The organism is Asanoa siamensis (genome assembly GCF_016862555.1).
In the GTDB taxonomy this organism is placed as follows: domain Bacteria; phylum Actinomycetota; class Actinomycetes; order Mycobacteriales; family Micromonosporaceae; genus Asanoa; species Asanoa siamensis.
In genome coordinates this window covers 87,207-113,104 of the sequence record NZ_BONE01000010.1, presented here as the reverse complement: position 1 = coordinate 113,104, position 25,898 = coordinate 87,207, and the positions used below count along the sequence as shown (strand labels likewise).

Genomic DNA, 25,898 nt, shown 5'->3' with positions numbered 1-25,898 from the left:
CGGCGACGGGAAGGTCACCAGCCTGACCCTCCAGCACAGGAACCAGGACTGCTACGAATGACCGACCCGACGACCCGGCCCACGGCGCGAGCCGCGGGCCGGGTCGCCGGCCGGTGCCGCGAGCGGCATCGCGATGCGCCGGCGTAGCGGGTGGCGAGGTCGCCGATCAATCGCCCGCCGGGTGGCTCGGCGCCGTTCATCGCCGGTCGGGCGGGCCGCGGTGGTTCATGGTTGTCGGGCCGGTTCGGGGAGGACAACGTCCGGCCACGTTCCGGTCGTTCGGCCTTCGATGCGGGAGAGGGCGTGGTGGCAGATCGCTGTCCAGCCCTCGTCCTCGGCGATGACGTCGTGTTCGTCCGTCCATCGTGGCCGGCGGTAGGGGGACTCCCGTTCGGCGCGGAGAGCCGGGATCGCATCCGTGGCTGCCGGGCCCATCGCGGCGAGGGTGCGGACCGTGACGACGCCCCACGGGACGCAGTCGATGGTGCGGAGCAAGGTCGGCAGTGCGGGGGTGGCGTCGCCCGTCAGGTGCCAGTAGGCGGCCGCCGCGTGCACGGCCAGCCACTCGTAGTCGTTGTCGAGCAACGGTTTCACCTCCGCCGCCAGCGGCGCGGCGGTCGCACCCAGCTCGGCCAGTGTCTCGAGCGCGTGGTGGTCGCGCAGCTGGCCACGCAGGACAGTCAGCAGGTCCTCCGCCTCGCCGGTGATGCGCCACAGCGCGCGGGCCGCGATGCGTTGGCGGGTCGGGTCCTCGCTCGCGCGCAGCGCCGTCAGGTCCCGTGTCGCGGCGCGGGCCGGCGGGCCCAGGTCGCCCAGCAGCATGCCCGCCGCGTGCGGGTGGGCCGCGAGCTGGCGCCTCAGCACCCGCACCAACGAACGCGGGTCGGCGCCCAGGCGGCCGGCCGCCCGGATCAGCCGCGCGCGGTCGTAACCCGCCGGCACCGCCTCGATCGCGTCGACGATCGCCGCCCGGCACCGGGTCGCCCAGGGGCCGAGGGCCGCGACCGCGTCCGCCAGGTGGGCCAGGGCGGGCGGCCTGGCGCGCAGCAGCGTCGCCAGGTGTGCGTCGGCCCGCGGGTCGTGTAGTCGGGCCAGCGCCGTCAGCGCCGCGGCGGCCACCGGGCGGTGGTCCGGCGAGCGCGGTTCCGCGGGCTCCCGGCCGCGCGTGACGGCCGCCCACAACAGGTCGGCGGCGGGTGCCGCCGCCCGGCCCGCACCCGCGAGGTGGCGTAGCGCCCGTAGGCGCACCGCCGCGAGCGGATCCTGCGCCGCCGCGACGAGCGCCGGCACGAGCGCCGCGGCGGCCGGTCGCCACGTGTGCAGCGGCACGGCCACCGCGTGGGCGGCGGTCTCGCGGACCGCGCCGTCGGCGTGGCTCAGCCAGGCCGTGAGCAGCCGGACCTGCGTGCCGGTGTGCGGCGCGAGCGCCGTGGCCACCCAGGCCAGGGCGTTGCCCGCACCGCCCGGCAGGCGGTCGACGAGCCGCAGGCAGGCGGGCGCGTCCCGCTCGATGACCTGCGTCAACGCGTCGACCGGGGGCGCTGCCCGGCCGGCGACCAGCGCGGCGACCAGCCGTGGCAGGGGCAGCGGGTCGGTGAGTGCCTCGGGCACGTGCTCCTCGAACCCGCCCAGCGCCAGCACGCCGGCGGCCCGAACGGCACCGCTCCCGTCGCGGGCCACCGCCTCCCGCAGCGCGGCCGCCCCCGCCTCGCCCGCTCCCGCCGGGCCGAGGACGCCGATCAGGTGGGCTGCCGCGACCCGTACGCCGTCGTCCGGATGGGTGGCCAGCAACTGCAGATAGGCGGGCGTGCCCGCGGCGACCGCCCGCCCCGCCGCCGCGACCCGGTCGAGCTCCGTCGTCATCTGCTCGCGCACCTCGTCGGTGTCGCGCTGGGATCGCGGCAGGAACCCACGATGAACGTCCAGATAGGACGCACCGTCGACGATGTCGGCGAGCAGGCCGAGCACACCGTCGGGCTCCAGACCGGGCGCGGCCAGCATCTCGACCAGGAACGGCACCGCGTAGGCGGTCGCCTCGTAGACGGTGCCCTGATGCCAGATGGTGCCGTAGAGGTCGTCGAGCGCCTTGCGGTCGCCCCCGGCCAGGTCGCGGAGCATCCCGGGCACGTCGGCAGCCGACCCGTAAGCGTGCGTCAGGGCGGCCCAGTCCACCGCCGACAACCCGTCCATCATGCCGCGCAACCTATCCGCCGCGTACGACAGGAAATCCGCCTTGTTGAATGGCGGAGGTGAGGACCTCGCGGAACCGGTCGACGATCTACCGCGGGTCGGCGTGGAACGTCGCCCACATCGCCGTCGTCCTCGCGGGTGTGATGGTCGGGGTCGTGGTCACGCATCCGTCCGTCGTGAGCCCGATCCTTGGTCTGCTCGGCTTCGGAACCTGCCTCTGGTACGCACCGCGCCGAGACACTGATCGCGATGGTCGACGGACAGGAACGCCGAGGGGGGCCGATCACGACCCGGATCAGGCGGTGGGGTCTGGCCTGGGTCGCGGCGACCGCCGGATCCGCGGTCGTCGGCCTGGGGTGGTTCGTCGTCCTGGCCGCAAGCCGATGAGCCGGGTCAGAGCGGGACGACCGCCACACCACCCTCGACCAGGCTGCCGAGGTAGAGGTGGCCGCGATGCTCGCGGACCCCCGTCACCATGTGGTAGTCGTCGGACGAGGTCTGCAGGTCCGCGACGACCGCGCCCGCCGGGTCGACGGCCATCACCCACGTCGTCCGGGCCGGGGCCGGTTGCAGCGCCAAGGGCAGGGCCCACACCAGTTTGCGCAGCGCCAGGCCGCGGGCGTGCAGTGCGTCCAGCGCCGGGTTCCGGGGTGTGGCCAGCGCGATCCAGATGCGGCCGTCCGCGCCCGTCGAGAGGTTGTCGGGGAAACCCGGCAGGTTGTCGATCAGGACGTCCTGCTGCCCGGCCGTCGGGCCGCTCAGCCAGAGGCGGCGGATCCGGTAGGCCCCCGTCTCCGCCACCGCCACGAACGACTCGTCGGCCGCCAGGGCCACGCCGTTGGCGAACTGCAGACCGTCAAGGACGACCGTCACCTCGCCGCCCGGGTCGCGGCGGAGCAGGCGGCCCGTGCCGCTGTGCTCGAGGATGTCGGCCCGCCAGTGGTCCAGGCCGTGCCGCGTCGACGAGTCGCTGAAAAAGATGGTGCCGTCGCGGGCGACCGCCGCGTTGTCGCACAGCCGGAAACCGGAGGCCAGCACGGTCACGGTCCCGGACGAAGGGGAGACCCGCAACAGCCCCCGGTACGCGTCGCTGACGACCAGCGAGCCGTCACCCGCGACCTCGACGCCGAGCGGCCGCCCACCGGTCGACGCGACCTCGACCGCCGGCCCACCGTCCAGCGGCAACCGCAGCACCCGCCCGTCCGCGACCCCCGTGTAAAGGTGGCCGTCGGGGTGCACCGCCACGTCCTCCGGCCCTATCCCGCCCACCGGGCGCACCGCGAGCGCCGGCATCGGCGGAGTGCTGACGTCCAGCTTGGCCCGCGGCGGCGGCGCCGGCGGCCGCCATACGACGGGGTCGATCCGGGGGCGGCGGGTCATGCTCCGACACGCTAGTCAAAAGATCGAAGCTTGTCACCGCGGACCTGGTGTCCGGCGGGAGCGACGGTCCGGACCACCGCGGACCCGGGACAGCCTGATTGTGATCTTCATCAGACCCACCGCGACATCCCGGTAAAACAGGGACCACAATTGGCGGATGCCGGGCTACCGCCGCCAGCTCTACCGCGACGACGCGGTGGTCCTGCGTGTGCAGAAGCTGGGCGAGTCCGACCGGATCATCACGCTGCTCAGCCGGCGGCACGGCCGGCTGCGCGCGGTGGCCCGCGGCGTGCGGCGCACCACCTCCCGGTTCGGTGCCCGGCTGGAGCCGTTCGGCCACGTCGACCTGCAGATCGCCGGTGACCCCAACGGCAACATCGGCGGCGGCCTGCACACCGTCAGCCAGGTCGAGGCCATCCAGCTCTACGGCAAGCGGTTCCTCGACGACTACCCCCGCTACACGGCGGCCTGCGCGATCGCCGAGACCGCCGAGCGGCTGAGCCCGATCGAGCGCGAGCCGTCGCAGCGGTTGTTCCTGCTCACACTCGGCGCGCTGCGGGCGCTGGCCGCCCGTGAGCACGCCGGGACGCTCGTGCTCGATGCCTACCTGCTGCGCGGCATGGGCATCGCGGGCTGGGCACCGGCGCTGGCGGAATGCGCGGTTTGCGGCACCCGCGGCCTGCACAAGGCATTCTCCGTGCCGGCCGGCGGGGCGGTTTGTCCGGATTGTCGACCGCCCGGCTCCGCCCATCCCGCGCCCGCCACCCTCGATCTGATGATCGCGCTCTCCGCCGGCGACTGGACTGTCGCCGACGCGGCCGAGCCCGGCGCCCGCCGGGAGTGCAGCGGGCTGGTGGCGGCGCACCTGCAGTGGCACCTCGAACGAGGGTTACGCTCGCTGCCGCTGGTCGATCGCACAACGGGGGAAGAACAGAAATGATCAGGTCACGCAGTACGCGCCGCGAGGTGCGCCCGCCGACGCCGCACGTGTCGGGGGCCCGTCCGCCGGAGCTGCCCGCGGCGGCCCTGCCGAAGCACGTCGCGATCGTGATGGACGGCAACGGGCGCTGGGCCAAGGAGCGCGGGCTGCCCCGCACCGCCGGGCACGAGCGCGGCGAGTACTCGCTCTTCGACACCATCGAGGGCGCGATCGAGCTCGGCATCCCCTACCTGACCGCGTACGCGTTCTCGACCGAGAACTGGCGCCGCTCGCCCGACGAGGTCCGCTTCCTGATGGGCTTCAACCGCGACGTCATCCGCCGCCGCCGCGACCAGCTCGTCGACCTCGGCGTACGGGTGGTCTGGTCGGGCCGGGCCGGGCGGCTCTGGAAGAGCGTGATCTCCGAGCTGCAGACCGCGGAGGAGATGTCCCGCGGCAACTCGACGCTGACGCTGCAGTTCTGCGTCAACTACGGCGGCCAGGCGGAGATCGCCGACGCGGCGGCCGCGATCGCGCGGGACGCGATGGCCGGCAAGGTCGACCCCGACCGCATCTCCGAGAAGACCATCCAGCGCTACCTCTACCACCCCGAGGTGCCCGAGGTGGACATGTTCCTGCGGCCGTCGGGCGAGGAGCGCATCTCGAACTTCATGCTCTGGCAGTCCGCGTACGCGGAGCTGGTCTTCCTGGACACCCTCTGGCCCGACTTCGACCGGCGCCACCTCTGGTACGCGTGCGAGCTGTTCGCCCAGCGCGACCGCCGTTTCGGCGGGGCGATCCCGAACCCGGTCGCGCCACCGCCCGCGCAAACCTCCTAGCGCGATCCGGCGACGGCGGTGTACCGTCGTCGCATGCGTTACTGATGCCCTTCGGGATTCTGTGTGCCGGTCCGCCGCGTTCGTCGGCGGTCTTCGAGCGCCCGGGGCGTCATTCCTCTCTCCAGATCTGAGCGCACGCCACCGGGCATCCGTCTGTTCTCCACTCCATGCTTTCTGGAGGCCTTCGCATGCCTGCGTCCGACAAGTTCACCGTCGATCTGTCCGCGTCCGACCTGCCCGCGCCCGACCTGGGCGGCGGCGGCAACCGGGCCGAGCGGCGCGGCAAGTCCGCGTCGCCCCGCGGCCACGACCGGGCCGATTCGTCCACAAAGGGCGGTCGCGGCAAGCCCGCGGCCCAGCCGAAGCGCTACGCGTTCCGGCGCGCCTGATCCTTATCGAGGGGGACCCTGTTCGGGGGTCCCCCTCTTTCACAACCTCGGCCAGGGGCGGCGCAGGTCGAGGGCGTAGAAGACCTTGTCGTAGCGGAGATGCCCGACCGCGACGAAGTCGACGAGCCGCCCGTACTCGTTGAAGCCGAGCGTGCGGTAGAGCGCCAGCGCGCGCTCGTTGTCACCGCGCGCGTCGAGCGTCAGCACCTCGATGCCGGCCTTGCGCGCGCTGGCCACCAGCCCCTCGGTCAACGCCCGGCCGATGCCGCGCCCTTGAAAGGCCTCCGCGACCGCGACCCGTTCCAGGTCGGCGTGCGGCCGGTGGGTCTGCCGGGTGTAGCGGCGCCAGTAGCCGAGGCCGGCGAGCACACTGCCGTCGGGCAGCGGCTTGGGCGCGTCGACGCCGGGTATGTCGTCGCCGGACGCCAGCGCGACGAGCAACGCCGCCTCGCCCGTCGCGGCGCCCTCGACGACGCCGGTCAGCAGGTCCCGGACCTCGGGCTGCGGCGGGGGCGTGGCCCAGCCCAGCGCCGCGCCGTTGGCCACCATGAGAAACAGCCGGTGGACGTGCGGCACGAGGGCCGCGATCTCCGCCGGATCCGTCACGTCGACCAGTCGTACGCCCATGCACCCACCGCCTCGGTCACGTCGCAGCGAGAGACTAGCCGATAACGGGCCGGAACGTGTCCGTCGCGATGCTCACCGTGAGGATCAGCCCCGTGAGCAGGACGGCGCCGAGCAGGAAGAGCCAGTCCGCGCGGGCGAAACGCTGCTCCCGGGCGTGCGTACGCGGTGTGCCGCTGTCGAAGCCGCGCGCGTCCATCGCCGTCGCCAGCCGGGTGCCGCGCCGGATCGCGCCCACCAGCAACGCGAACAGCGTGGAGGCGAACAGCCGGGCCGCCGCCACCGGGTTGCCGCCCGCGTCGATGCCGCGCGCCCGCCGGGCCATCCGCAGGGCCTGCCACTCCTGCCCGAGCAGGGGCACCAGCCGGAACGCGGCCAGCGTGCCGATCGCGAACCGGGCCGGCGCCTTGGCGTTCTGCACCAGCGCGTCCGCGAGGTCGGTCGGGTCGGTGGTCGCGAACACCATGATGCCGGGCAGCGCGAGGGCGACCAGCCGCAGCGCGAGTCCGAGGGCGACGGTGAGCACCCCCGTGGTCACGTCCAACGGGCCGAGGGCGAACACCGTGTCGCCGCCGCGGTTGGCGCCGAACAGGATCGTGGTCAGCACGACGCCGAACACCGACAGCAGCAACGGCCAGCCGCGGCGCAGCAGGGTGCCGTAGCGGACACCGAAGAACGGCAACAGGACCAGTTCGGCGGCGATGGCCAGCGCGGGCGTGAGTGGGTCCAGTGTGGACAGCACGCCGACCGCGAAGACGGTGGCGGCGACGAGTTTCGCCACCGGGTTGCGGCGGGCGAGGGGCGCGTCCGAGCGGACCATCACCGCGGCCGTGGTCATAGCGTCAGCCTCCGGTCGGCCAGTGCCTCGACGAACGCCGGGTCGTGGGTGACCGTCAGCACGCCGTGTCCCTCGTCGCGCAGGTCGGCCAGGAGCGCCACGAGCTCGATCCAGGTGCGCCGGTCCTGCCCGAAGGTGGGCTCGTCGAGCAGCAGCAGGCGCGGTGCCGCCGCGAGCGCCGTCGCCACGCTCAGCCGCCGGGCCTCACCACCGGAGAGGGTGTACGGGTTGGCCCGCGCGAGATGGCCCAGGTGCAGCCGTTCCAGCAGCGCGTCGACGATCCCCAGCGGTCGGCCGAGCTTGCGCGGGCCGACGGCCAGCTCGTCGCGGACCGTCGAGGCGACGAACTGGTGCTCCGGGTCCTGGAAGACCGAGCCGATCCGGGCGGTCAGGTCGGCGGCCCGCCAGCGGTGCGGCGGGCGGGCCGCGTCGGTGCCGGCCAGCACCGAGGAGGCCACCACCCGACCGCCGGTCGGCGTGAGCAGACCGCCGAGGAGCAGGGCCAGCGTGGACTTGCCGACGCCGTTGGGGCCGAGGACGGCGACCGCCTCGCCGGTGCGTACCGACAGGTCCGTCGGCGCCAACCGCGGCGCGAGCGCCAGCCGGTCGGCGGTGACCAGCACCTCGCCCGGTGCCCCGGCCGCGCGCCGCGGCGCGGGCAGCGGCTGGCCGGGCACCCAGATCCCGTCGGCGGCCAGCGCGGCGCCATGCTCGGCGAATACCCTGTCGGGCGGACCGTCCGCGCGGACGCCGCCGCCGGGCGCGAGCACGACGACCCGGTCGACGAACGGCACGACCTCGGCGAGGCGGTGCTCGACCATGATGACGGTGGTGTCCCGGTCCGTCGCGCGGCGCAGCGACGCACGGACGAGGTCGGCGCCCGCGGGGTCGAGGTTGGCCGTCGGCTCGTCGAGCAGCAGCAGGTCGGGCCGGAGCGCGAGCACGCCGGCCAGCGCCAGCCGTTGCTGTTCGCCGCCGGAGAGGGCGTGCGTGGCGCGGTCCAGCGGATGGTCGAGGCCGACCGCCTCGACCGCGGCCGCCACCCTCGGCCAGATCTCGGCGCGGGGCACGCCCCGGTTCTCCAGCCCGAACGCCACGTCGTCGCCGATCCGCGACATCACGAGCTGGGTCTCCGGGTCCTGGAACACGATGCCGACCCGCTCGCGGGCCTTGCGGGTGTCGAGACCGTCGATCTCGGCGATGCCCTCGCGCTCGCCGGAGTCGTCGGCGAGCAGGCCGGCGAGCGCGGCCAGCAGCGTGCTCTTGCCGGCCCCGGAAGGGCCGAGCAGCAGCACCCGCTCGCCGCGCTCGACCCGCAGGTCGACGCCGCGGACGGCCCACGCCTTCCGGCCGGCGTGCCGCCAGCCGAACCCGCGCAGGTCGACGGCGCTCATACCGCCGCGCGTTCCCGGCCCGCCGGGAACCGGTCCAGCGCACCCGTGTTGACCAGCGCGCGGGTCAGCGCCCAGCCACCGAGGCCGGCGATCACCACCGAGCTGGCCGCGGTGAGCGCGAGGTAGGGGATGCCGAAGCTGCCCCAGGAGTTGCCGGGGTACCAGTAGAGGACGTCGTAGAGCGCCGCGACCAGGCCGGCGACGCCACCGGCGAGCATGGCGACCGGCAGCCGGTAGACGCGCCAGGCGAACAGCGCGAAGACGAGCTCGGCGCCGAGGCCCTCCAGCGGGCCCTGCAGCACCAGGGTCCAGCCCCAGCTGGTGCCGAACGCGACCGAGACCAGCGCGGCGACCGTCTCGGTGAACAGGGCCGCGCCGGGCTTGCGGATGACCAGCGCGCCGAGCACGGCGGGCAGCAGCCAGATGCCGTAGAGCAGCGTGCGGGCGGGCAGCGGGATCGCGTCGGCGGGGCCGTTGTAGAGCAGACCCCAGGCCCAGAAGACGACGCCGAACGCCACGCCGAGGACCGCGGCGACGACGATGTCGACCGTACGCCAGCGGTTTGTGACATTGTTCATTCTGAATGCCTCCCAGTTCGGTGAACCAGGAGAAGACGCACGCCATGTCCATGGATGGACATGGCGCGGCTGGAGAAGACCGAACTCCCTGCGCTGGCATTACCCAGATCAGGTTCGAGGGTCTGCGGGAGGATCCCACACTCTCAGCGCTGCGCGCTCCCCTGTCGGATGTGAAGTTGTCCTGCCAGGCTAACACCGGTTCCGGACGGTACGCTCGCGCGCATGCGGATCGACGTACGTGGGCTGACGTTCGAGGTCACCGAAGGCGGTCCGCCCGGCGGGCCGGTGGTGATCCTGCTGCACGGCTTCCCGCTGAACCGGCACGGCTGGGCCGGCGTGACGCCGCACCTGCACGCGGCCGGCCTGCGCACCTACGCTGTCGACCAGCGGGGCTACTCGCCGGGCGCGCGGCCCAGCGGCGTCGAGGCTTACACCGCCGCCGAGTGCGTCGCCGACGCGGCCGCGTTCGTCGACGAGTTGGCCGGCGGATCCGCGCACATCGTCGGCCACGACTTCGGGTCGTTGGTCGGCTGGCAGTTGGCCGCGGCGCATCCGTCGCGGGTCAGGACCCTGACCGCGGTCTCGGTGCCGCACCCGGCCGCGTTCGCGCAGGCGATCCTGACCGACCCCGACCAGCAGCGGCGCTCGTCGTACATCGAGCTGTTCCGCACCGTCGGCAAGGCCGAGCACGTCCTGTCCCGCGACGGCGGTGCCGGCCTGCGCAAGGTGCTCGACGGGGTCGGCCCCCGGCTCGACGTCTACGCGGCCGCGCTGCTGGAGCCCGGCGCGCTCACCGCCACGCTCAACTGGTACCGGGCGCTGGTCGTCGAGGACCTGGTCAAGGTCGGTCCGGTGGCGCGACCGACGACGTTCGTCTGGGGTGAGCGCGACATCGCGGTCGGCCCGCTCGCGGCGGGGCTGGCGGCCGACCACGTGACCGGCGACTACCGGTTCCTGCCGCTGCCCGACGTCGACCACTGGGTCACGGACGCGGCGCCCGAGGTGCTCGCGCGGGCGATCCTCGAGCGGGTCGCCGCATGACCAACCATCCGTCGGAGGCGGCCCAGCGCCTGCCGCACACCCGGGAGTCGCTCGCCGCCGACCTGACCGCGCTCGGCGTGCGTCCCGGCTCGACCCTGCTGGTGCACGCCTCGCTCAAGCCGGTCGGCTACGTCGCCGGCGGCCCGCACGCGATCGTGCTGGCGCTGCGCGACGCGCTCGGCCCGGACGGCACGCTGGTCGTACCCACCCACACGCCCGACAACTCGGACCCGGCCGGGTGGCAGAACCCGCCCGTACCCGAGGACTGGTGGCCGGTGATCCGGGACAACGTGCCCGGCTTCGACCCGGCGGTGACGCCGAGCCGGTGGATGGGCGCGATCGCCGAGGTGGTGCGGACGTGGCCGGGCGCGCAGCGCAGCGACCACCCGCAGGTCTCGTTCGCGGCGCTGGGCCGGCTGGCCGGCGAGGTGGTCGCGGGGCAGCCGAGGGCGGGCATGCTCGGGCCGGACTCGCCGCTGGGCAAGGTCTACGGCCTGGACGGCGACGTGCTGCTGCTCGGCGTCGGCCACGACTCGAACACGTCGCTGCACCTGGCGGAATATCGGCAGGAGAGCGCGCCGCCCGCCCGCCTGGGTGCCGCGGTGCAGACCGCGGACGGCGGCCGGGACTGGGTCTGGTGGGACGACGTCGACCTGGACGAGGGCGACTTCGAGTTGCTCGGCGCCGACTTCGAGGCGACCGGCGCCGCCACGGTGGGCCGGGTCGGCGGCGCGATGTCACGGCTGATGTCGCAGCGCGCGGCGGTCGACTTCGCCGACCGCTGGATGGCCGAGAACCGTAAGGCCTAGAGCTCCGCGGTGCCGGCCAGTGAGGCGCGGACGTGGCGGCGGGCGTCGTGGATGCGTGACTTGAGGGTGCCGACCGGCACCCCGAGGTGGTCGGCGATCTCCTCGTAGCTGAGCTGCGACAGGTCGCGCAGCACCAGTGCCGGCACGAGTTCGGGGCGGTGCGCCTCCAGGCGTTCCAGCGCGTCCAGCAGGTCGAGGCGGGATCCCGCGATCACGCTCGTGGTGCGCGGATCGGCGGCGTCGACCGGGAGCAGCGCGGTGGGCTGCTCGCCGGCCCGGCGCTTGAGGCTGCGGTAGGTCTGCCGCGCGCAGTTGGCGGTCACCGCGTAGAGCCAGGTGGAGAAGCGCGACCGGCCCGCGAAGCCGTTGATGTTGCGGGCGACCTGGAGCAGGGCGTCCTGGCAGGCCTCCTCGGCGTCCTGCCGGCAGGGCAGGAAGCGCAGGCACTGCCGCAGCACCTGCGGCTCGATCCGGGTGAGCAGGGCGTCCAGGGCGTTGCCGTCACCGGCCGCCGCGCGACCGGCGAGCTCTTCGATGTCCTGATCGTCCACTTCGTGCACGCCCCCGTCAGCCCATGATCCGTGGCTCATAATACGGGCGTGCCAGTTCCGGAGAAGATCGGCCGATATCGCGTGCTGCGGCGCATCGGTTCCGGCGCGTTCGCCACCGTGTGGCTGGGCGCCGACGACGATCTCGACGCGTCCGTGGCCATCAAGGTGCTGGCGGACAACTGGTCGTACCACTCGGATCTGCGCATGCGGTTCGAGCAGGAGGCGCGCATCATGCGCCGGGCCGACTCCACCCGGCTCTTGCGGGTGCTCGACGTCGGCGAGCTGCCCGACGGGCGGCCCTATCTGGTCATGCCGTACGTGGCCGGCGGCACGCTCGCGGACCGCCTCGTCTCCGGGCCCATGGGCGTGCACGAGGCGCTGCTGGTCGCCGTCGACATCGCCAGCGCCGTCGCCGTGCTGCACGAGGCCGGCGTGCTGCACCGGGACCTCAAACCGTCCAATGTGCTCTTCGCTCCCGCGCCCGGACGGGATCGGGTGCTGGTCGCCGATCTCGGCCTGGCCAAGACGCTGGCCAACGCGTCCGGATTCACGATCGCGGCCGGGACGCCCGGTTACATGCCGCCGGAGCAGGCGACGCCGGGCGGAGGCCTGGACACCCGGTCGGACGTGTACGCCATCGGGGCGACGCTCCACCACATGCTGACCGGTCAGCCGCCCGCGCCGGCGTGGTCCACGCCGGGCCGCTCGGGGTCGGTGCCCCGACCCTCCCAGGCGCGGCCCGGCGTGCCGTCCATGGTGGACGATATCGTACGGCGTGCCCTGCATCCCGATCCGCGGCAGCGCTGGGAGTCGGTCGAGGCGATGATCCTCGCACTGCGGCGGGCCATCGCGTTGGTGGAGCGGGAGTCGGGCCGCGCGCGCCGGGTGCTGCGGTGGACGGGCCGCGCTGTCGGCGCCGGGATCGCGGTGGCCGCGGTGCTGCTGACGACGAGTGCGGCCGCCACGCTGCCGCCGCGCTACGGCTGGGTGCGGGTCGCCTCCGCCGGCGCCGACGTATCGGTCGCGGTGCCGCCGGGCTGGGCCGGCCAGTTGAAGGACGACGGCTGGGACCCGGCGGTGCTGCGGCTGCCCGGCGGCCGGGCGCCCGGGCTCGTGGTCGCGCCGGACCTGGCGGTCTGGCCCGATCCGGCGAGCGCGGAGCCCGGCGTCTTCGTGGGGACGAGCCGTTCGCTGTCGGCCGGCGGCCCGGCGCCGGCGTTGCCCAGCCACCCGTCGTGCGTGCCGGCGCCCGACCGTGTCGTGGACGTGGCCGGGAACCCGGCGCTGGTGCGGCGGTGGACGTCCTGCGGTGCCGCGGTCTCGTTCAGCGAGATCGTGTTCGCGGTGCGGCAGCGGGGTTTCGGCGTCTACGTGCAGGTCAAGCAGGTCGGCGAGGCCGACCTGACCGACGAGATCCTGGCCGGCCTGCGGTTGGCCGATTCACTGGCACCGCAGGCCGGCCGGCTGGGTCACTCGTAGCAGTTCTGGTTGTTGCTCTGGAGGGTCACGGAGGTGACCTTGCCGTCGCTCACCGTGATGCGGTAGCGCGCGTTGTCGCTCACGGCCGCGAAGCCGCGCCCGGAGTCCACGGCGGTCCAGTTCGGGTAGATCCGGCGCATCTCCGTCTCGGATGTGCCGACCCGTACCCCTTCGGCCGTCTCGAGGCCCGGCCACCCCGCGATGCTGACGATGCCGTGCTCGGGCGACCAGTGGACGAGGCCCCGCGCCTGTCCCGGCGGCGAGTCGTTCAGCTTCGCGAGCCGGCAGCCGCTGTTGTCGAACGTTCCGACCAGGCCGGTCGCCTCCGCCTGCTTGACGCTCATGCCGAGCTTCAGGGCGCCGTAGCCGTCGGGGCCGAGGACGAGCGCCGGCTTGGTGGACGGCGGCGCCGACGTCGTGGGCGCCGTGGGTGTGGCCGCGGCGGTCGTGGGGGCCGGCTGACCGGCCGGGGCCGCGTCGCCGGCCTGGTGCTGCACGGGTGATCCGCACGCGGTGGCGAGGAGAAGGGTGGCGAGGGCGCCGGCCAAAGGCATCGTGATACGCATCGTTGACTCCCTGTTGTCCGTTCGGGTTGCTGTCGAAGGGTTCGATGCGGCCAATCGGCAGTTGGTTCGCGGCGCGGAGTCGGGAATGCGACGGTGCGGGGCGGTCAACCGGAGCGGGCGGCGGGGCGTCACCCCTGCAATCCGTCGAGTCGTGGGCGGTACCGAGAAGGGAGTGCACACATGGGACCGCGAGACTACCGAAGCCGTACGCGCGCGGCCGCACTGCTGCTCGCGATCGTCGTTCTTGCGACGGTGGGCGCGGCGCCGGCCTCGGCAGCGGGTGGGGCGGGCTACCGGGTCGTCGACCTCGGCACGCTGACCGGCGAGGCGTGCTGCAGCGAGGCGACGGCCGTCAACGACCGGGGCGACGTGGTGGGCAGCAGTTGGTCGTTCACGACGTCCAGGTACGCCTTCGTCTGGCGCGCCGGCCGGATGACGAGCCTCGGCACGGCTCCGGGCGGGATCGCCAGCCTGGCGCTGGACGTCAACAACCGGGGTGACGTCGTCGGCTACACCATCTTCCCGGGCGGCACGACCCACGCGACGCTCTGGCGCGGCGGCACGGCCGTCGACCTGGGCGTGTTCCCCGGCGGCGACAACAGCTACGCGTCCGCGATCAACGACCGCGGCGAGGTCGTCGGCTGGAGCGCCACGGAGCCGAACAACGGCAGGCTGCACGCGTTCCGCTGGCGCGACGGTTCGCTGACGGACCTGGGCACACCGGATGGGTACGGGTCGGTGGCGTACGACGTCAACGCCCGCGGCCAGGTGGTGGGCAGCAGCACGACGCCGGTGCTGTGGTCGGCCCGCGGCGTCACCCGCCTGGGCACGGAGCCGGGCCGGGCAACGGCGATCAACGCCCGCGGCCACGTGGTCGGCAACACGCAGTCAGGTCAGGCGTTCATCTGGCGCGAGGGCCGCTTCACGGACCTGCCGCGACAACCGGGTGCCACCTTCCACCAGCCACAGGGGATCAACGACCGGGACCAGGTGGTCGGCGGCAACGACTTCGACGCCTGGACCTGGCAACGCGGCCGGACAACGCTCCTGCCGCGCCTGGCGGGCGGCGCAGGGGCGGCAGAAGACATCAACAACAACGGCGCGATCGTCGGCCAGTCAGCCACGACCCCGGACGGCCTGAACCCCCACGCGGTCCTCTGGACCCGCTGACAGCACACGACCTGGGCGTGACACTTCGCGGGTCACGCCCAGCAGGCCAGCCGTGGTGGGTTCTGGGACGTCGCCCTCGACACCAACGTTCTGCTCTACCTCTACCGGTGTGGAGCGAATGCCCGAGGTCAGGTGTTCGACGTCCTCGAGGCGTTGTCGAGCCAACTGTTCATGCCGTCACAGGTTCAAGCCGAGTTCTGGCGAAATCGCGACGACGTCATCCGCAGGGTGATCACCACCAGCCCGCTCTCGAAGATCCGCGAGGCGAAGAACAAGACCATCGCGGAGATCAAGGCCTGGAAGCGGCGAACCATGTCAGTCGAGGACGCTGACGCGCTTGCGAACGAGACGGAGGAGCTGTTCCACAAGTCAGCAAGGTCGGCGCGGACGACGGCGGTAAGGGCGTGCATCTGAAGGCGGCCTTGAGCAGCGTCGACGAGGATCCGATCGCCCAGCGGCTCATGAGCATCTTCGACAAGCGAGTGGGCCGCCGCTACCAGCAGGAGGACCTCGACGCCCTCGTGCGGATCGGGCGCCAGCGCTTCGAGCGCAAGGTCCCACCTGGATACCGGGACGCGGCGAAGCCCGACCAGGTGGAGGAGGGCACCGGTGACTTTCTGATCTGGGAACAGTTGCTTCGTCGTGCGTCCGCACTCAAATCGAACGTCCTGTTCGTCACGGACGACGAGAAGGATGACTGGTGGCGTCTCGACGCCGATGGCGAGCCGATCGGTCCGAGGGTGGAACTGATCGACGAGATGGCCAGCAGGGCCGGCGTCAAGCTGGTCATGTTGCGCCGCCCCGAGTTTCTCGAAGCCACCCTGCTGCCCAGCGGTTGGACGGCGGAGGGCCTGGCCGCGCTGCTGGCCCGGCTGAGGGGTGTGGGCGCGTGGGAGCAGGAAACCGTGCTCCGCTCCGCGGCGCTGAGCAAGGACGGGTTCATCACGCGGCGGGCGGTGTACCAGCTCGCGCGCTTCCATCCGGATCGGCTGTTGGTGGGCTTCACAAGGCCGGTCGTCACGTCGACCCGCCACCTGCAAAGCCTCGGTGAGCTACCTGACGGGCTCGAGGTGGCGTTGAAAGCGAACTACCTGAAGCCGGGTAAAGCGAACGGTTTCAAGGTGCCACGTTCGGTCCAGGACGCGATGCACGCCCTCGAGGGGCCTCCCGCTGGCGGAGACTGAACGCGAGGTCCGGCGGGCAGGGCCCCGCCGATCGACGGAGCCCTGCCGCAGGAGGGGTCAGAGGCCGTAGCGCTCCCGGGCCTCGCGGACCGCTGTCGCCTTGACCTCGCCGCGGCGGGCGAGCGCCGCCAGGGCCGCGACCACGATCGACTGGGGGTCCACGCCGAAGTGGCGGCGGGCCGCCTCCCGCGTGTCCGACAGGCCGAAGCCGTCCGTGCCGAGCGAGTGCCAGTCCTGCGGGACCCACTGGGCGATCTGGTCCGGGACCGCGCGCATCCAGTCGCTGACCGCCAGCACCGGGCCCGGCGCGCCGTCGAGCACGCGCGTCACATAGGGGGTCCGGTCGGAACCCGACAGGGCTTCCGCGTCGCAGGCCAGGGCGTCGCGGCGCAACTCGCTCCAGGACGTCGCCGACCACACGTCGGCCGCCACGCCCCAGTCGGAGGCCAGCAGCCGCTGCGCGTCGAGAGCCCAGTGGATCGCCGTGCCCGACGCCAGCAGCTGTAGGCGGGGAGCATTGGGCAGCGGGTCGGCCTCGCGGAACCGGTACAGGCCCTTGACGATGCCGTCCTCGACGCCCGCCGGCATGGCGGGCTGGACCTTCGGCTCGTTGTAGACCGTCAGGTAGTAGAACACGTCCTCCGCGTCCGGGCCGTACATCCGGCGCAGTCCATCTCGGACGATCACGCCGATCTCGTACGCGAAGGCCGGGTCGTAGGACAGGGCCGCCGGGTTGGTCGACGCGATCAGGTGCGAGTGGCCGTCGGCGTGCTGGACGCCCTCGCCCGTCATCGTCGTGCGGCCCGCCGTCGCCCCGATCAGGAAGCCGCGACCAAGCTGGTCGGCCAGCGCCCACATCTGGTCGGCCGTGCGCTGCCAGCCGAACATGGAATAGAAGATGTAGAACGGGATCATCGGCTCGCCGTGGGTGGCGTAAGCCGTGGCGGCCGCGGTGAAGTCGGCCATCGAGCCGGCCTCGGTGATGCCCTCGTGCAGGATCTGCCCGTCGACGGTCTCCTTGTAGTAGAGGAGCATCTCGCGGTCGACCGGGTCGTAGGTCTGCCCGCGCGGCGAGTAGATGCCCGACGACGGGAACAGCGACTCCATCCCGAACGTACGCGCCTCGTCCGGCACGATCGGCACCCACCGCCGCCCGGTCTCCGGCTCCCGCATCAGGTCCTTGACCAGGCGTACGAACGCCATGGTCGTGGCGATCTCCTGGCTGCCGGAGCCCTTGGCCAACGCCTCGAACGGCTTGGCGGACGGCGCGGGCAACGCCACCGGGCGAACCGCCCGGGCCGGTGCCGGCCCGCCCAGGGAGGCGCGGCGCGCCTGCAGATAACGGACCTCCGGCGAGTCCGGGCCCGGATGCGCGTACGGCATCAGGTCGCCTGCCAACGCCGAGTCCGGGATCGGCAGCTCCAGCAGGTCCCGCAGCGCGCGGAACTCCGTACCGGTCAGCTTCTTCATCTGGTGGTTCGCGTTGCGCGACTCGAACCCGGGACCGAGCGTGTAGCCCTTGATCGTCTGGATGAGGATAACCGTGGGCGCGCCCTTGTGCGCGACGGCCGCCTGGTACGCCGCGTACACCTTGCGGGGCTCGTGCCCCGCCCGCGAGTGCTGGAAGCACTCGATGATCTTCTCGTCCGTGAGCTGCGCGGCCAGCGCGACCAGTTCCGGCGAGACACCGAAGAAGTGCCCGCGGATGTACGCCGCGTCCCGCGCCGCGTAGGTCTGGAACTGTCCGTCGGGCACCTCGCGGAGCCGGCGCACGAGCGCGCCTGTCGTGTCGAGCGCGAACAGCTCGTCCCACGCCTCGCCCCACAGCGACTTGACGACGTTCCACCCGGCGGCGCGGAACTGTGCCTCCAGCTCCTGCACGATCTTGAAGTTGGCCCGCACCGGGCCGTCGAGGCGCTGCAGGTTGCAGTTGATCACGAAGGTCAGGTTGTCGAGGCCCTCGCGGCCGGCCAGGGCCAGCGCGGCCGTCGACTCGGGCTCGTCCATCTCGCCGTCGCCGAGGAACGCCCACACGTGCGAGCCGGAGGTGTCCTTGATGCCGCGGTGCTCCAGGTAGCGGTTGAACCGCGCCTGGTAGATCGCCGACAGCGGGCCGAGCCCCATCGACACCGTGGCGAACTCCCAGAGAGTCGGCAGCCGGCGCGGGTGCGGGTACGACGGCAGGCCGTCGCCGCCGGCCTCCTGCCGGAACCGGTCGAGCTGCTCCTCGGTCAGCCGGCCGTCGAGGAACGCGCGGGCGTAGATGCCGGGCGAGGCGTGGCCCTGGACGTAGAGCTGGTCGCCCGAGCCGTCCCCCTCCTTGCCGCGGAAGAAGTGCTGGAAGCCGGTCTCGTAGAGCCAGGCCGCGGAGGCGAAGGTGGCGATGTGGCCGCCGAGCCCGTACCGGCTCCCCCGGCTCACCATCGCGGCGGCGTTCCACCGGTTCCACGCCGTGATCCGCCGCTCCATCGCCTCGTCGCCGGGCAGCGCCGGCTCGGCCGAGGTGGGGATCGTGTTGACGTAGTCGGTCTCCAGCAGCCCCGGCAGCTCGAGCCCGGTGCGCTGCGCGTGCTCGAGCGTGCGCCGCATCAGGTAGGCGGCCCGGTTCGGCCCGGCGTGCTCACGGACGGCGTCCAGCGACGCGGTCCACTCGGCGGTCTCCTCGGGGTCCCGGTCCGGGATGTGGTCGAGGCCGCTTGTCGGCTTTTGCCCGATATCGGTCATGGTGCGCCACCTTCTGGGTGCTCTGGCCTGACCGAACTATAACTCTCTGATCGATGATCGATCAAAGGCCAAAATCAAGATCCACGAGACGTCACGGGTACGGGGTTCAGAGCTGCGGCGCGCAGCCGAGCACGTGCTCCTTGACCAGCTCGGCGATCCCCGGATCCCGCCGCCGGAACGCCTCGACGATGGCCTCGTGCTCCTCCGCGTACGACTGCTGCCGGGTCCCCAACCACCGGATCGACAGCGTCGTCCACACCTCGATGCCGAGCGACTCCCAGGCGTGCAGCAGCACCTCGTTGCCGGACGCCCGCACGAGCAGCCGGTGGAACGCCACCGTGTGCCGCACCTGGGCCTCGCCGTCGCCGCCGCGGTCGGCCGCGTAGAGGGCCGCCACCTCGGGCTCCAGCACCGAGACGTCGGCACCCAGCCGGGGTGCGGCGAGCGAGGCGGCGAGCTGTTCCAGGGCGGCCCGGACCGGATAGATCTCCTCGAGGTCGGCCGCGGTCAGGTCGCGTACGCGGACGCCCTTGTTGGGTGCCGACTCGATCAGCCGCAGCACCTCGAGCTCGCGCAGCGCCTCCCGGATCGGCGTCTGGCTGACGTTGAGCTCCGCCGCGATCCGCCGCTCCACGATCCGCTCGCCGGGCTTCCAGCGGCCGTTGACGATCCCCTCGACGATGTACTCGCGGATCTGGCGAGGCAGCGATTGGACGACCGGCGACGCCATGACGGGCACTCCTCGGAAATTGACGGCTGCCTCGACAATACGGCGACGCGCACCGCTGCCCCCGGCAACGGTGCGCGTCGACCGCGGGATCAACGCTCCCGGGCCCGGACCCGCAGCGCGATCGCGATCACCAGCACGAGCCCGACCAGGGCGTCGAGGGCGGGGAGCGCGAAGCTCAGCACGGCGTCCAGGTGCAGTTGGGCCGGCGTGGCCGCGACCGCGAGCCCCTGGCGCGCCTGCGCCCACTGCTGCGGCGTCCCTGTCAGGTGCAGGGTCAGCCAGGCGGCGGCCAGCCCGCTCGCGTCCCAGAGGGCGTGCAGGGCCGCGACCACCGCGTACGCGACCAGGACCGGCCGGGCCCAGACCGTCACGCGACCGCGCCGGGCGGCCACCGCGAACAGCGCCGCACCCGCGATCGCGGTCCACAGGCCGTGCCCGAACGGGGTCAGGATGCCGCGCAGCAACTCCGTCTCGACCACGCCCAGCAGCGAGAGCCCGTTCTGGCCGTCGAACAGCGCCTGGAACGCGTACCCGGCGCTCTCGAAGGCGGCGAAGCCGAACCCGACCGTCGCGCCGAGCACCAGCCCGTCGCGCATCGTCCAGCGGCCCAGCTGCCGGGCCATCAGCCAGAGCACCAGCAGCTTGACGCCCTCCTCGATCAACCCGACGCCGACGAAGCCGGTCATCGACGTGTTGTGCACGAACGCCGCCTCCAGCACCGAGGCGCCGAGGACGCCCAGGACGCCGCCGTACAGGAAGGCCGTGAAGATCTTCGACGGCGTGAGGATCGCGTCGGCGTGGTCGAAGGCCCAGGCGACGAACGCGACCGGCACCAGGAACGCGCCGACCAGGATGATCGTGGGCACGAGGTTGACGTTGCCGGTGACGAACGTGATCACCACGGTGGCGAGCCAGAGCGCGCCGCCACCGAGCACGATCCGGGCCCACGGGGCCAGGTGCCGGCGGTGGACGACGGTCGCCCGCCGCGTCAGGGGGTACGGGAACGTCTGGGTAGCCATCGTGGGCTCCTCCATGAGTCGCGTGTGGACCGTCATGGGAAGAGCCTCCCGCCGCGGGGGCCCCGGGCGCTTCGCGGCCAGCCGCCAACCCCGTTACCGGCTAGCCGGTAAGGGCGGCGGGGATCGTCGCGGTCAGCGTCGTGCCGGCGCCGGGCGGGCTGACCACGGTCAGCCGGCCGCCCAGGGCCTCGATGCGGTCCGCGAGCCCGAGCAGCCCCGTGCCGGCGGACCGGTCGGCGCCACCCACGCCGTCGTCCCGGACCACCACGGTCAGCAGCCCTCCCGCGACGTCCGCGACCACCTCCACATAGGACGCCCGAGCGTGCTTGGTGGCGTTGGTCAGGGCCTCGGACACGAAGTAGTAGGCCGCCGACTCGACGTCGGCGGGCAGCCGGCCGGCGAGATCGGCCCGCACCTCCACCGGCAGCGCCGCGCGGCGGGCCAGGGTGCGTAGCGCCGCCCGCAGCCCGCTCTCGGTGAGCGCGGCCGGCTGGATGCCGTGCACGAAGTCCCGCAGCTCCTCGGTCGCCTCGACGATGCCGGTCGCGACCTCGTCGACCTGCTCCCGCAGCGACTCCGGCGCGTCGGCCCGCAGCGCCCGCAGGTCCAGCGCCAGTGCGACGAGCCGTTGCTGCAGCCCGTCGTGCAGGTCGCGCTCGATCGACCGGCGCACCCGGAAGTCGGCGGCGACGATCCGGGCGCGGGACGCGGTCAGCTCGGCGCGGGCGTCCGCGAGCGCGGCGGCCATCGCGTTGAGCCCGCGCTCGAGATCCCCGACCTCGCCGACGCCGGAGGTGACGAGGCGGGCGTCGAGGTCGCCGGCCGCGAACCGGCCCGCGACCGCGCCAGCCCGGCGGATCGGCAGCGAGACGGTCCGGGTGAGGTAGATGCCGACCAGCACGACCGCGACCAGCGACGCGGCGAGCCCGATGCCGGCGGCGGTGACCGCGCGGGTGGTCGCGGCCGACGCCGCCCGCTCCTGTTCGGCCGCGACCGCCCGCTCCTGCGCCAGGAACGCGTCGAGCCGGTGGTCGACGGCGGCGAGCAGCACCTCGGCCGGGTCGGCACCGCGCTGCGAGCGCCGCAGGTAGGCGTCGGACGCGGCGGTCAGGTCCGCCACCCGGCTCTGCTCCCCCGCCCCGGCCAGGTCGAGGTCGGCCAGGGCGGCGGCCTGCGCCCGGACCCGGTCGGCGGCGGCCAGTTCGGCGCCGGCGCTGTCGGCGACCCCGAGCAGCCGGCCGCGCTGGGCCAGCGCGACGTCGCCGACCGCGCGGGACAGGCCCTCGGCCGCGATCACCGCCTCCTGGGAGGTGGCGACCCGGCCCTGCGCGTCGCGTACCGCGTCGATCGAGCCCAGCATGATGCCGAACGCCGCGACGGCGACCAGCGTGGGCACGCCGGCCCCGACGAGCACGCGCCCGAGCAGACCGATCCGCACGACGTGCTCCCTCCATCCGCGGCGCTACCATGGTGCCGCTCCAGGCAGGCCGACGACAGGGGCGACGATGGCGATCCGCGTCCTACTCGCCGATGACGACGTGCTGCTCCGCGAGGGGCTCGCCGGGCTGCTCGCGCAGTCCGGGTTCGAGGTCGTGGGCCGGGCCGGCGACGCCGGGACCGCGGTCACGCTGGTCGCGGAGACCAGCCCCGACATCGCGATCCTGGACGTGCGGATGCCGCCCGACCCCACCGCCGGGCTCACCGCGGCCGAGACGATCCGCACCCGGCACCCCGGCACCGGCGTGCTGGTGCTCTCGGCGCACGTGGCCGTCGAGCACGCGCTGCAACTCCTCAGCGCCGAGGGCGGCGTCGGCTACCTGCTCAAGAACCGAGTCACCGACGTCGAGAGCTTCGTCGAGGCCGTGCGGCGAGTGGCCGCCGGCGGCTCGGTCGTCGACCCCGACCTGGTCCGCGAGCTGGTCAACGCCCGCCGCCGGGTCGACCCGCTGGCGCCGCTGAGCAAGCGCGAGCGGGAGGTGCTGGCGCTGATGGCGGAGGGCCGGTCCAACGCGGGCATCGCGCAGGCGCTCTGGCTGGCGGAGGGCACGGTCGAGAAGCACGTGCGCAGCATCCTGAACAAGCTCGACCTGCCGGAGACGGAGGCCGACCACCGGCGGGTCCTGGCGGTGGTCCGCTACCTCGAGGCGCGCTGAAGAGCTTCGACCGACAAGTCGGACTTGCCCACGAAACCGACCGCGGCGGAGCCGGCCACCAGCTCCGCGACGTCCTCCGCTGCCAGCGTCGAGATGAGCAGGATCGTCCCGCCGATCCCCCGTCGGGCCAGCTCGTCAGCCACGTCCACACCACTCTCGCCGCCGAGTTGCACGTCGACCAGCGAGACGTCGACCGGTGTCGCGGCGGCCGCGGCCAGCGCCTCGGCCCCCGTGGCCGCGGTCGCGACCACGGTCGCGCCCTCACGCTCCAGCAGTCGCCGGGCCGACCGGACGAACCGCTCGCTGTCGTCGACGATGAGACACCTCACCCGACCACGATGACCCGGGTCGTGGGCCGCCGGCATCCCGGCTAGCCGGCATTTCTCAGATCCGCGGCGCCGGTGCGCCGGCCGTCCAGCGGGAGACGACCGCGACGTGCCGGCCCTCCTCCAGGTGTCCGGCCGCACCGGGCGCGTCCCAGCGCCAGACCAGGTGGGGCCGGTCCGCGCCGACCGGCACGGGTTCGCGTGAGGGCGCCGGCGCCGGGGAGACCGGGATCGGCAGCGGCGGCCGGCGGCGGGCACCGGGCAGCAGCGTCGGGCGGCGCCGGGCGGCCAGGTCCTCGACCCAGCCGAACGCCGCCACGGCCGCCGTCACCAGCAGCGCGACGAACACCAGCCGGACGGCGACCCGGTCGACCTGCAGACCCTCGTAGCCGAACGGCTTCGTCGCCCAGGCGACCAGGATGACGACCGGCATGTGCCACAGGTAGATCGTCAGCGCGCGCGAGTTGAGCACCGTGACGAACCGGTCGAACGGCCGCCAACGGCTGATCCACTCGGCCCGCGCGGGCAGGAAGCCGAGCGCCACCAGGATCACGCCCGCCGACCACAGGGCGTTGCCGAGGGGGATGTCGTTGAGGTCGTACCCGCGGAACCCGGGATGGGTCAGGATCCAGGCCAGGCCGGTGCCGCAGAACACCGCCGCGGCGGCGGTCAGCACCTGCCGCGACCAGCGGCGCAGCAGGCCGTCGTGGTGGGCGAAGCCGAGCATCCAGGCGCCGAAGTAGAGGCCGAAGTCGCGCAGCACCGGCGGGCCGGAGAGCAGGCCGAGCTCGAAGACGACCAGCAGCAGGTACGGCGCGACCAGCATCGGCACCGGGAAGCGGCGGAACAGCCAGAGCGCGAGCGGCGAGGCGAGCACGAACCAGAGGTAGTCGCGCAGGTACCAGATCGTGCTGAGCGCGAGCGCGCCCCAGTGGTTGGCCGGCGGGTCGGCCAGGGGCACCGCCCAGAGCAGGAACTTCCAGTGCGCGTCGAGCCCGGTCAACCACATCGCGGGTACGAAGAACGCGGCCAGCAACCACAGCGAGGGCAGCAGCCGGCGCAGCCGGCGGCCGACGGCGCGCACGCCCGAACGGTCCAGTGAGGACGCCATCAGCGAGCCGCCGAGCGCGAACATCACCGACATCGCGGGGACGAACGAGAGCAGCGTCCACCCTGACGTGTGGTAGACGACGACCCGCGCGATGGCCACCGCGCGCAGCAGGTCGATGTAACGGTTCCGCATCGCGCCAAGCCGTACCCCGGGGTCTTTCAAGATCAAACCTCAGTGCCCCGTGAGCTGTCCCACATCACCAGAACGGCTTGCCGAGCGGGACCGCGCAGAACACCCCTCCGAGGTGCGCGAGCGCGGCCGCGTCGCTGGGCGCGGCGAGGTGGGCGACGGTCGCGGAGTCGTCGGCCGGGACGTAACCGATGTCGGCGTCGTGCTCCAGCCAGCCGGTGGCGTTGGCGCTGACTCCCCACACCACCCGGAAGCCGGTGACGGGCGTGTCGAGCAGGGCGCGGAACAGCCGTACGCAGTCGTCGGGCGACAGCCAGATCGGCACGTCCGCCCCCGACCACGGCGTGGGCTGGAACGCCCCGATCCGCACCGCGAAGACCGTCAGCCCGTACCGGTCGCTGTAGAGGCTGCCGAGCGACTCCATGGCGCCCTTGGTCCAGCCGTAGAACGTGTCCGGCCGCGGCGCGGACGAGGCCGGCAGCGGGCTCGCGGTCGGCTCCCGGAACCCGGCGGCGTGGATGGACGAGGCCAGGATCACCTTGGGCACACCGGCGATCCGCGCCGCCTCCAGCACGGTGCGGGTGCCGTCGAGGTTGACCCGGATCAGGTCCTCCCAGAGGGCCTCGACGGGAATGCCGGCGAGGTGCACGACGGCGTCGACGCCGGCGCACGCCGCGACCAGCGCGTCGAGGTCACCGACCACCCCGCGGACGGTCTCGACCCCGTCGGCGTCCTCCTGCGCGACGACGTCGAAGGACCGCAGCTCGTAGTCACCGGCGAGACGCTCCGTGAGGAAGCTCCCGATCCGACCAGCGCCGCCGGTGATCAGCACCCGCCGCATCGGCCGTACCTCCCCGCTCAGAACCCCAGCTTGCGCAGCTGTCGCGGATCGCGCTGCCATTCCTTGGCGACGCGGACGTGCAGGTCGAGGTAGACCCGGCGGCCCAGGAGTGCCTCGATCTCCTGGCGCGAGCGGGTGCCGATCTCCTTGAGCCGGCTCGCCCGTGCCCCGATCACGATAGCTTTCTGGCTCTGGCGCTCGACGTAGACGTCCGCGTAGATCTTGGTCAGGTCACCCTCGTCGAACATCTCCTCGACGACCACCGCGATCGAGTGCGGCAGCTCGTCGCGGACGCCCTCCAGGGCCGCCTCACGGACCAGCTCCGCGATCAGCACCTGCTCGGGCTCGTCGGTGATCATGTCGTCGGGGTAGAGCCGCGGCGAGTCCGGCAGGAAGCCGGTCATCACGTCGACCAACGTGTCGACCTGCTCGCCCGTCTGCGCGCTGACCGGCACGACCGCGGCGAAGTCGGCCAGCTCGCCGACCGCGACGAGCTGCTTCGCCAGGGTGGCCTTGTCGACCAGGTCGGTCTTGGTCACGACGGCCAGCACGGTCGCCTTCAGCTCGGCCAGCTCGCCGGTGATGAACCGGTCGCCCTTGCCGACCGGTTCGTTGGCCGGGATGCACAGGCCGATCACGTCGACCTCGCTCCAGGTCGTCCGGACCAGGTCGTTGAGCCGCTCGCCGAGCAGCGTGCGCGGGCGGTGCAGGCCCGGCGTGTCGACCAGGACGAGCTGGGCGTCGGGCTGGTGCAGCACGGCCCGGATCACGTGCCGGGTGGTCTGCGGCTTGCTGGAAGTGATCGCGATCTTCTGGCCGACGATCGCGTTGGTCAGCGTGGACTTGCCGGCGTTGGGGCGCCCGACGAAGCAGGCGAAGCCGGCCTTGAAATCGGCGCTCATGCCGCCGCCTCA

General features: G+C 73.1%; 25 protein-coding genes, 1 pseudogene and 1 riboswitch. Of the genes and pseudogenes, 10 read left to right on the top strand and 16 right to left on the bottom strand.

The window, feature by feature from the left end:
• Nucleotides 1–225: 225 nt before the first annotated feature.
• Both Asi02nite_RS09050 and Asi02nite_RS09045 read right to left on the bottom strand, forming a co-directional pair.
• Nucleotides 226–2,193: a hypothetical protein gene (locus Asi02nite_RS09050; RefSeq protein WP_203711728.1), complete on the bottom strand. Its 1,968-nt coding sequence runs from the start codon at nucleotides 2,191–2,193 to the stop codon at nucleotides 226–228.
• Between the two features lie 390 nt (nucleotides 2,194–2,583).
• On the bottom strand, nucleotides 2,584–3,570 hold the full coding sequence (locus Asi02nite_RS09045; RefSeq protein WP_239126584.1) for an SMP-30/gluconolactonase/LRE family protein: 987 nt from the start codon (nucleotides 3,568–3,570) through the stop codon (nucleotides 2,584–2,586).
• A 157-nt stretch (nucleotides 3,571–3,727) separates the two neighbouring features.
• Between Asi02nite_RS09045 and recO the strand changes: the two genes are divergently transcribed.
• The 3 genes from recO (at nucleotide 3,728) to Asi02nite_RS09030 (ending at nucleotide 5,717) form a co-directional block, all read left to right on the top strand.
• Nucleotides 3,728–4,510, top strand: a complete 783-nt coding sequence (gene recO, locus Asi02nite_RS09040) for a DNA repair protein RecO (protein WP_203711727.1) — start codon at nucleotides 3,728–3,730, stop codon at nucleotides 4,508–4,510.
• On the top strand, nucleotides 4,507–5,328 hold the full coding sequence (locus Asi02nite_RS09035) for an isoprenyl transferase (RefSeq protein ID WP_203711726.1): 822 nt from the start codon (nucleotides 4,507–4,509) through the stop codon (nucleotides 5,326–5,328). The genes recO and Asi02nite_RS09035 overlap by 4 nt, the downstream gene beginning before the upstream one ends.
• Before the next feature lie 188 nt (nucleotides 5,329–5,516).
• Nucleotides 5,517–5,717 carry a hypothetical protein gene (locus Asi02nite_RS09030; protein WP_203711725.1) on the top strand — a complete coding sequence of 67 codons (201 nt, stop codon included), beginning with the start codon at nucleotides 5,517–5,519 and terminating at the stop codon, nucleotides 5,715–5,717.
• 39 nt (nucleotides 5,718–5,756) lie between these two features.
• Here the strand turns inward: Asi02nite_RS09030 and Asi02nite_RS09025 are convergent, their stop codons facing one another.
• The 4 genes from Asi02nite_RS09025 to Asi02nite_RS09010 are packed head-to-tail and all read right to left on the bottom strand — an operon-like array spanning nucleotide 5,757 to nucleotide 9,151.
• Complete coding sequence (locus Asi02nite_RS09025) at nucleotides 5,757–6,344, bottom strand: GNAT family N-acetyltransferase (protein WP_239126583.1); 588 nt, start codon at nucleotides 6,342–6,344, stop codon at nucleotides 5,757–5,759.
• Between the two features lie 34 nt (nucleotides 6,345–6,378).
• Nucleotides 6,379–7,179 carry an energy-coupling factor transporter transmembrane component T family protein gene (locus tag Asi02nite_RS09020; protein ID WP_203711724.1) on the bottom strand — a complete coding sequence of 267 codons (801 nt, stop codon included), beginning with the start codon at nucleotides 7,177–7,179 and terminating at the stop codon, nucleotides 6,379–6,381.
• Complete coding sequence (locus Asi02nite_RS09015) at nucleotides 7,176–8,573, bottom strand: ABC transporter ATP-binding protein (RefSeq protein ID WP_203711723.1); 1,398 nt, start codon at nucleotides 8,571–8,573, stop codon at nucleotides 7,176–7,178. The genes Asi02nite_RS09020 and Asi02nite_RS09015 overlap by 4 nt, the downstream gene beginning before the upstream one ends.
• Nucleotides 8,570–9,151, bottom strand: coding sequence for an ECF transporter S component (locus tag Asi02nite_RS09010; RefSeq protein WP_203711722.1), 582 nt, complete (start codon nucleotides 9,149–9,151; stop codon nucleotides 8,570–8,572). Before Asi02nite_RS09010 ends, Asi02nite_RS09015 begins: the two co-directional genes overlap by 4 nt.
• Nucleotides 9,152–9,218: 67 nt before the next feature.
• Nucleotides 9,219–9,324, bottom strand: a riboswitch (TPP riboswitch).
• 49 nt (nucleotides 9,325–9,373) lie between these two features.
• Here Asi02nite_RS09010 and Asi02nite_RS09005 point away from each other — a divergent pair.
• Together Asi02nite_RS09005 and Asi02nite_RS09000 are read left to right on the top strand one after the other, a co-directional pair.
• The gene (locus tag Asi02nite_RS09005) at nucleotides 9,374–10,192 is read left to right on the top strand and encodes an alpha/beta fold hydrolase (protein WP_203711721.1); all 819 of its coding nucleotides are present in this window, start codon (nucleotides 9,374–9,376) and stop codon (nucleotides 10,190–10,192) included.
• Nucleotides 10,189–11,001 (top strand): AAC(3) family N-acetyltransferase, encoded by an 813-nt coding sequence (locus Asi02nite_RS09000; RefSeq protein WP_203711720.1) that lies wholly within the window; start codon nucleotides 10,189–10,191, stop codon nucleotides 10,999–11,001. The genes Asi02nite_RS09005 and Asi02nite_RS09000 overlap by 4 nt, the downstream gene beginning before the upstream one ends.
• Here Asi02nite_RS09000 and Asi02nite_RS08995 read toward each other — a convergent pair.
• Nucleotides 10,998–11,552, bottom strand: coding sequence for an RNA polymerase sigma factor (locus Asi02nite_RS08995; protein ID WP_239126582.1), 555 nt, complete (start codon nucleotides 11,550–11,552; stop codon nucleotides 10,998–11,000). The genes Asi02nite_RS09000 and Asi02nite_RS08995 overlap by 4 nt on opposite strands.
• Before the next feature lie 48 nt (nucleotides 11,553–11,600).
• On the opposite strand from Asi02nite_RS08995, the gene Asi02nite_RS08990 reads away from it, so the two are divergent.
• Complete coding sequence (locus Asi02nite_RS08990) at nucleotides 11,601–13,031, top strand: serine/threonine-protein kinase (RefSeq protein WP_203711718.1); 1,431 nt, start codon at nucleotides 11,601–11,603, stop codon at nucleotides 13,029–13,031.
• On the opposite strand, the gene Asi02nite_RS08985 is transcribed toward Asi02nite_RS08990, so the two are convergent.
• On the bottom strand, nucleotides 13,022–13,597 hold the full coding sequence (locus Asi02nite_RS08985) for a hypothetical protein (protein ID WP_203711717.1): 576 nt from the start codon (nucleotides 13,595–13,597) through the stop codon (nucleotides 13,022–13,024). The two genes, Asi02nite_RS08990 and Asi02nite_RS08985, sit on opposite strands and share 10 nt — an antisense overlap.
• Nucleotides 13,598–13,777: 180 nt before the next feature.
• Here Asi02nite_RS08985 and Asi02nite_RS08980 point away from each other — a divergent pair, with 180 nt between their 5' ends.
• The 3 genes and pseudogenes from Asi02nite_RS08980 (at nucleotide 13,778) to Asi02nite_RS08970 (ending at nucleotide 15,951) form a co-directional block, all read left to right on the top strand.
• Nucleotides 13,778–14,767 carry a hypothetical protein gene (locus tag Asi02nite_RS08980; protein ID WP_203711716.1) on the top strand — a complete coding sequence of 330 codons (990 nt, stop codon included), beginning with the start codon at nucleotides 13,778–13,780 and terminating at the stop codon, nucleotides 14,765–14,767.
• Between the two features lie 81 nt (nucleotides 14,768–14,848).
• A pseudogene (locus Asi02nite_RS42275) lies at nucleotides 14,849–15,181 on the top strand (PIN-like domain-containing protein); the annotation flags it as partial.
• The gene (locus Asi02nite_RS08970; RefSeq protein WP_203711715.1) at nucleotides 15,172–15,951 is read left to right on the top strand and encodes a PIN-like domain-containing protein; all 780 of its coding nucleotides are present in this window, start codon (nucleotides 15,172–15,174) and stop codon (nucleotides 15,949–15,951) included. The pseudogene Asi02nite_RS42275 and the gene Asi02nite_RS08970, both read left to right, overlap by 10 nt.
• Before the next feature lie 57 nt (nucleotides 15,952–16,008).
• On the opposite strand, the gene aceE is transcribed toward Asi02nite_RS08970, so the two are convergent.
• The 4 genes from aceE to Asi02nite_RS08950 form a co-directional block, all read right to left on the bottom strand.
• On the bottom strand, nucleotides 16,009–18,675 hold the full coding sequence (gene aceE, locus Asi02nite_RS08965; RefSeq protein ID WP_203711714.1) for a pyruvate dehydrogenase (acetyl-transferring), homodimeric type: 2,667 nt from the start codon (nucleotides 18,673–18,675) through the stop codon (nucleotides 16,009–16,011).
• Between the two features lie 106 nt (nucleotides 18,676–18,781).
• Nucleotides 18,782–19,405, bottom strand: coding sequence for a GntR family transcriptional regulator (locus tag Asi02nite_RS08960; protein ID WP_203711713.1), 624 nt, complete (start codon nucleotides 19,403–19,405; stop codon nucleotides 18,782–18,784).
• Nucleotides 19,406–19,494: 89 nt separating this feature from the next.
• Nucleotides 19,495–20,424 (bottom strand): PrsW family intramembrane metalloprotease, encoded by a 930-nt coding sequence (locus Asi02nite_RS08955; RefSeq protein WP_203711712.1) that lies wholly within the window; start codon nucleotides 20,422–20,424, stop codon nucleotides 19,495–19,497.
• Nucleotides 20,425–20,524: 100 nt separating this feature from the next.
• On the bottom strand, nucleotides 20,525–21,862 hold the full coding sequence (locus Asi02nite_RS08950) for a sensor histidine kinase (RefSeq protein WP_203711711.1): 1,338 nt from the start codon (nucleotides 21,860–21,862) through the stop codon (nucleotides 20,525–20,527).
• 73 nt (nucleotides 21,863–21,935) lie between these two features.
• Here Asi02nite_RS08950 and Asi02nite_RS08945 point away from each other — a divergent pair, with 73 nt between their 5' ends.
• Nucleotides 21,936–22,577 (top strand): response regulator transcription factor, encoded by a 642-nt coding sequence (locus Asi02nite_RS08945; RefSeq protein ID WP_203711776.1) that lies wholly within the window; start codon nucleotides 21,936–21,938, stop codon nucleotides 22,575–22,577.
• Here the strand turns inward: Asi02nite_RS08945 and Asi02nite_RS08940 are convergent.
• The 4 genes from Asi02nite_RS08940 to era form a co-directional block, all read right to left on the bottom strand.
• Nucleotides 22,559–22,906 carry a response regulator gene (locus tag Asi02nite_RS08940; RefSeq protein WP_239126581.1) on the bottom strand — a complete coding sequence of 116 codons (348 nt, stop codon included), beginning with the start codon at nucleotides 22,904–22,906 and terminating at the stop codon, nucleotides 22,559–22,561. The genes Asi02nite_RS08945 and Asi02nite_RS08940 overlap by 19 nt on opposite strands.
• Nucleotides 22,907–22,961: 55 nt before the next feature.
• Nucleotides 22,962–24,146, bottom strand: a complete 1,185-nt coding sequence (locus Asi02nite_RS08935) for an acyltransferase family protein (RefSeq protein ID WP_203711709.1) — start codon at nucleotides 24,144–24,146, stop codon at nucleotides 22,962–22,964.
• A gap of 64 nt (nucleotides 24,147–24,210) precedes the next feature.
• Nucleotides 24,211–24,984, bottom strand: coding sequence for an NAD-dependent epimerase/dehydratase family protein (locus tag Asi02nite_RS08930; protein WP_239126580.1), 774 nt, complete (start codon nucleotides 24,982–24,984; stop codon nucleotides 24,211–24,213).
• A 17-nt stretch (nucleotides 24,985–25,001) separates the two neighbouring features.
• Entirely contained in the window at nucleotides 25,002–25,886 is an 885-nt protein-coding gene (gene era, locus Asi02nite_RS08925) for a GTPase Era (RefSeq protein ID WP_203711707.1), read from the bottom strand.
• Between the last annotated feature and the right edge of the window lie 12 nt (nucleotides 25,887–25,898).